This is a genomic window from Dietzia sp. DQ11-71 (assembly GCF_014144995.1).
Classification (GTDB): domain Bacteria; phylum Actinomycetota; class Actinomycetes; order Mycobacteriales; family Mycobacteriaceae; genus Dietzia; species Dietzia kunjamensis.
The window spans coordinates 1-5,209 of sequence record NZ_JAALDT010000482.1 but is presented as its reverse complement, the minus strand read 5'-3'; the positions used below and the strand labels follow the sequence as shown (position 1 = coordinate 5,209).

Genomic DNA, 5,209 nt, shown 5'->3' with positions numbered 1-5,209 from the left:
TCGGTCGCCCGACGCATCGAGGCCGCCGAACGCGACGGCGAGCAGCTCGACGTGGCGGACGTCGCGGCCTCGTTCCAGGAGGCGGTGGCCGACGTGCTCACCATGAAGGCTGTCCGGGCCTGCACCGACCTGGGCGTGGACACCCTGCTCGTGGGTGGCGGGGTCGCCGCCAACTCCAGGCTGCGTGACCTCGCCGCGAGCAGGTGTGCCGACGCGGGCCTGACCCTGCGCGTCCCGCGGCCGCGGTTGTGCACCGACAACGGCGCGATGGTGGTGGGGGTCGCCTCCGCGCTCCTCGCCGCGGACGCGGACCCCAGCCCCCTGACCGTGGCGGCCGACCCCGGGCTGCCGGTCGAGGTCACCCAGGTCGCCTAGTAGCCGAGGAGCGCCATCCCCACGGTGGTGAACGTGAACGCCATCAGCAGGAACGCGGCGACCCCGGCCAGACAGAGGTAGCCGATCACGAGGGCGGACACGGCCATCTCCCTTCCGGCCTCGCCGCTGCGGGTGATCTGCCTGAGGGACGTGTGTCCGATCGCGACCACGACGACCGCGACGGCGGCCGGGACCAGTGGCACGAACAGGCCGAGGAACGAGCCGAACACCACGTTCGCGACGGCGATCACGAGGGCGACGACGGCCAGTGTGTTGGTCCCGGGAGGGTGGAACGATCCCGGCGTGCCGTCGGACCCGGTTCGGCGGCGCGGCCCGTCGGGCCGATCCCCTGGCTTCTCGGGTGGGTGCATACGAGGAGGTCACTCCTGGGGTGGGTGGGTGTGGCCCGCCGGTGCCCCGGGGGAGCGGTCGACCCGCGTCCGTTGCGCGAAGTACAGTCCCAACCCCGCGAGGGTGATCCCGCCGATGAAGTTACCGACATGCACCGGGATCTGGTTCCACAGCAGCCAGTCGGCGATGCTCACATCGGCCCCGAGCATCATGCCCGCGGGGATCGTGAAGTGGTTGACGACCGCGTGCTCGTAACCGAGCGCGAAGAACGTGAGGATCGGCAGCCAGATGGCGAGGATCTTGCCCGAGGTGCTCGTGGAGGAGAGCGACATGATCACGCCGAGCGCGACCAGCCAGTTGCACAGCACGGCGCTCAACGTCACCCAACCGAGTCCGGTGACGACGCCGGCCTCCTTGTAGGCGACCGTCTTCTCCACCGCGAGGTCCACCAGGCCCTGGGCCCCGGTGGCGTCGGGTTCGGTCCCCATCCCGGTGAGCACGGAGGTCAGCATCCACGCCGCCGCGAGCCCGCCGACGGTGTGCCCGAGGATCATCCAGCCGAAGATCCGTAGGCAGTCGCGCACCCGGAGGCGGCCCTCCATCGCGGCCAGCGGGACCAGCCCGTAGGCGCCGGTGACGAGTTCCCAACCGAGCAGGACGACCATGGTGAGACCCAGTGGGAAGAGCACGGCGCCGAGGATCGCCACTCCGGTCGCCTCGGTGGCCACGACGGCCAGTAGGGTGGCCGCGCCGAGCAGGTAGACGGCGAGGAAGCCGCGGAGGGCCGGTTGCCACCCCGGGGCGTCGGCTTTCGCCTCCCCGCCCTCGCCTGCGGCGGTGACGATGTCCGGGGGCGCGACTGTGGTCATTTCTGGGCCTCGCTGTACTCGATCGGGATCGGGTCGGGCAGAGGGGGTGGTCCGGTTGATGTCCGTGCGGTGCGGGTGAGCCTACCCGCGGCGCAGGCCCGCGCCGAGCGTTCTCCGATCCCCGTCGGACCCCGATGGCGGCGAACCCGCACGCGGTTTCCTTGAGTGCTGGCACTCGCCTGTGTAGAGTGCCAATAGACACGGAGCTCCGAGGGCGCCACCCGCGACGGTGCACGCGGCAGCCCGGGTCGTACATAAACCACGGGCCGCCTACCGGCGTCCCGATCTGTCCAACCACACTCCGAGTCGCCCGGCATCCGGGCGGCCACACCCCATACGGGAGGATCATCGTGGCGATCAAGCCGCTTGAGGACAAGATTCTCGTCCAGGCCCTCGAGGCCGAGACCACCACGGCGTCGGGTCTCGTCATCCCGGACACCGCCAAGGAGAAGCCCCAGGAGGGCACCGTCGTCGCGGTCGGCCAGGGCCGCTTCGACGAGGACGGCGACCGCATCCCCATGGACATCAAGGAGGGGGACAAGGTCATCTACTCGAAGTACGGCGGCACCGAGATCAAGTACGAGGGCAAGGAGTACCTGATCCTCTCCTCGCGTGACGTCCTCGCGGTCATCGACTGACGTGAGCTGTTGACCCCCGCCCCGGCGGCGCCGGCCAGAGCCAGGCACCACCGGGGCGGAGGTGTCTCACCCCGCGGTACCCGCCCGTCACGACCACCCACTTCCCTCCAGGAGTTCCATCGATGTCCAAATTGATCGCGTTCGACGAGGAGGCCCGCAAGGGCATGCTCGCCGGTGTCGACGAGCTCGCCGACACAGTCAAGGTCACGCTCGGCCCGAAGGGCCGCCACGTCGTGCTCGCCAAGGCCTTCGGCGGGCCCACCGTCACCAATGACGGTGTCTCCATCGCCCGCGAGATCGAGCTCTCCGAGCCGTTCGCGAACCTCGGCGCCCAGCTGGTCAAGAGTGTCGCCACCAAGACCAACGACGTCGCCGGCGACGGCACCACCACCGCCACCGTGCTCGCCCAGGCGCTCATCCGCCAGGGGCTGCGCAACGTGGCGGCCGGCTCCAACCCGATGGCGATGGGCAAGGGCATCGAGAAGGCCTCCGCCGCCGTCGTGGAGTTCCTCCGCGCGGCAGCGACACCGGTCTCCGGTTCGGACGCCGTCTCGCAGGTGGCGACGGTCTCGTCGCGTGACCCCGAGATCGGCCGCATGGTCGCCGAGGCGATGGACGCCGTCGGAGTCAACGGCGTCGTCTCCGTCGAGGAGTCGCAGGGGCTGCACACCGAGGTGTCGGTCACCGAGGGCATCGCCTTCGACAAGGGCTTCCTCTCGCCGTACTTCGTCACCGACCCCGACGAGCAGAAGGCCATCCACGAGGATGTGCTGATCCTGATCCACCGCGAGAAGATCAGCTCCCTGCCGGATCTGCTCCCGCTGCTGGAGAAGGTCGCCGAGACCGGCAAGCCGCTGCTCATCATCGCGGAGGACGTCGACGGCGAGGCGCTGTCGACCCTCGTGGTCAACTCGATCCGCAAGACCCTCAAGGTCGTCGCGATCAAGGCCCCGTTCTTCGGCGACCGACGCAAGGCCTTCCAGGAGGACCTGGCGATCGTCACCAAGGGGCAGGTCATCAGCCCCGATCTGGGCATGAAGCTGTCGGAGTGCGGCCTGGACGTCCTCGGTCAGGCCCGGCGGGTGACCGTGTCCAAGGACGACACGATCATCGTGGACGGCGCCGGCGACCAGGCGGACGTCGACGCCCGCGTCGCGCAGCTGCGCCGCGAGGCCGAGGCCACCGACTCCGACTGGGACCGCGAGAAGCTCGAGGAGCGCGTCGCGAAGCTCGCCGGCGGTGTCGCCGTGATCCGCGTGGGTGCGGCCACCGAGACCGAGTTGACCGAACGCAAGCTCCGCGTCGAGGACGCCGTCAACTCGGCCAAGGCGGCCGTGGAAGAGGGCGTCATCGCCGGCGGTGGCTCCGTGTTGGTCCAGGCGGCCGCGGCACTCGAGCGGCTCGCCGCCGACACCGCCGACGCCGACGAGGCGGTCGGGGTGAACGTGGTCCGCAAGGCGCTGTCCGCCCCGCTGTTCTGGATCGCCGCCAATGCCGGCGAGGACGGCTCCGTCGTGGTGAGCAAGGTCTCCGAGATGGGCCCGCGCGACGGTTTCAACGCCGCCGTGGGGGAGTACGGTGACCTGGTCTCCGCCGGGATCATCGACCCGGTGAAGGTCACCTCTTCCGCCGTGGTCAACGCCTGCTCGGTCGCCCGTATGGTCCTCACGACCGAGACGGCGATCGTCGAGAAGCCCGAGGAGAAGGGCGCCGGCGGCCACTCGCACGCCGGTCACTCGCACTGATCGCGTCCGGCCTCCCGGGCCCCGCTCTCCGCGCCGCGGGGGACGGGGCCCGGCCCCGTTCCGGGCCGGTCACGTGGTCCCGCACGCCCCCCAGCGGTTACGCTTGGCGCTCAGCAGTGGTCCCACGACCCAGGGGTCACACGCCTGTTCTGAGCCCGAGCCGCATCGGCCGCTGACGGGCCGGGACGTGGGATCCGTCGTGACGTGCGTCGCGACCCGAGAGAAAGGCCGTGCCCCGTAACACATCCGTGTAACACGGGGCCCCCGTAATCCGATGACAGGTACAGCAGACGAGTTGGAACTCGCCGTAGCCGAGGCGGTCAAGGGTGACCGCATCGCTGCCACGCGGGTGCTGGAGCTCGTGCGGCCCGGTGTGGTGCGGTATTGCCGTTCCCGCGTCGGCGGCTCGGAGAGGGTCAACCTGTCTGCTGACGATGTCGCCCAGGAGGTTCTGATCGCGGTTCTCTCGGCTCTGCCGGGGTACCGGGACCAGGGACGTCCCTTCATGGCCTTCGTGTACGGGATCGCGGCCCACAAGGTCGCGGACGCCCATCGTGGCGCCGCGCGGAACAAGTCCGACCCCGTGGAGTACCTCCCCGAGGTGCTCTCGACCGACACGGGGCCGGAGGACCACGTCCTCGACGGCGAGGTGTCGAGAGCGGTGAGCCGCCTCCTCGAGACCCTGCCCGAGAAGCAGAGGGAGATCATCCGGCTACGTGTGGTGGTCGGACTCTCCGCGGAGGAGACCGCGGAGATCGTCGACAGTACGGCCGGGGCCGTGCGCGTCGCCCAACACCGGGCGATGAAGCAGCTCCGGGCGAGGATCGAGCAGGACGGAGAGGAGCGATGGCGATGAACGACGAAGTCGATCCCGGCACCCGGGACGATGACGCCTCGCTCCACGTGCATGACGTGGACGGCCACGACGAGGACCGGGTCGACGAGGACCGGGTCGAGGTGGATCGCGACGACGAGCTCCTCGACGCGCTCGGACGCGGCGACCGTCCCGAGGGGGATGAGCCTCTCGTCGCGCTGCTCGCGGACTGGCGCGCCGAGGTGGACTCGGCCGGACTGCCGGAGCTGCCCAGCGACGAGCAGATCGAGGTGGCCCTCGCCCCGAACGTCTCCCGGCTGTGGCCGCGCCGCGGGTGGGTGCGCTCGGGCGAGCACCACCACGGCCAGCGTCCGGCCCTGTGGCAGGCGGTGACCGGCGCTGCCGCAGTGGCGGCCG

7 protein-coding genes are annotated in these 5,209 nt (G+C 70.4%); 5 read left to right on the top strand and 2 right to left on the bottom strand.

All coding sequences use genetic code 11. The features are described 5' to 3' along the window. Window positions 1-375 (top strand): Kae1-like domain-containing protein (locus G6023_RS15005; RefSeq protein ID WP_472986456.1); only part of this gene is annotated, 375 nt, incomplete at its 5' end. Here G6023_RS15005 and G6023_RS15000 read toward each other — a convergent pair. Together G6023_RS15000 and G6023_RS14995 are read right to left on the bottom strand one after the other, a co-directional pair. Continuing rightward, on the bottom strand, window positions 372-746 hold the full coding sequence (locus G6023_RS15000; RefSeq protein WP_154830346.1) for a DUF4190 domain-containing protein: 375 nt from the start codon (window positions 744-746) through the stop codon (window positions 372-374). The two genes, G6023_RS15005 and G6023_RS15000, sit on opposite strands and share 4 nt — an antisense overlap. 9 nt (window positions 747-755) lie before the next feature. Continuing rightward, entirely contained in the window at window positions 756-1,595 is an 840-nt protein-coding gene (locus G6023_RS14995; RefSeq protein WP_182636257.1) for a formate/nitrite transporter family protein, read from the bottom strand. Window positions 1,596-1,939: 344 nt separating this feature from the next. Here G6023_RS14995 and groES point away from each other — a divergent pair, with 344 nt between their 5' ends. From groES to G6023_RS14975, 4 genes are all read left to right on the top strand, one after another. Further along, window positions 1,940-2,233, top strand: coding sequence for a co-chaperone GroES (gene groES, locus G6023_RS14990; protein WP_182636259.1), 294 nt, complete (start codon window positions 1,940-1,942; stop codon window positions 2,231-2,233). 122 nt (window positions 2,234-2,355) lie between these two features. Then, entirely contained in the window at window positions 2,356-3,978 is a 1,623-nt protein-coding gene (groL, locus tag G6023_RS14985; protein ID WP_119192254.1) for a chaperonin GroEL, read from the top strand. Between the two features lie 274 nt (window positions 3,979-4,252). Further along, window positions 4,253-4,834, top strand: a complete 582-nt coding sequence (locus G6023_RS14980; protein ID WP_096905922.1) for a sigma-70 family RNA polymerase sigma factor — start codon at window positions 4,253-4,255, stop codon at window positions 4,832-4,834. Next, window positions 4,831-5,209, top strand: a 379-nt coding sequence (locus G6023_RS14975) for an anti-sigma-D factor RsdA (RefSeq protein WP_241727890.1), incomplete at its 3' end; no start/stop codon positions are given. The genes G6023_RS14980 and G6023_RS14975, both read left to right, overlap by 4 nt.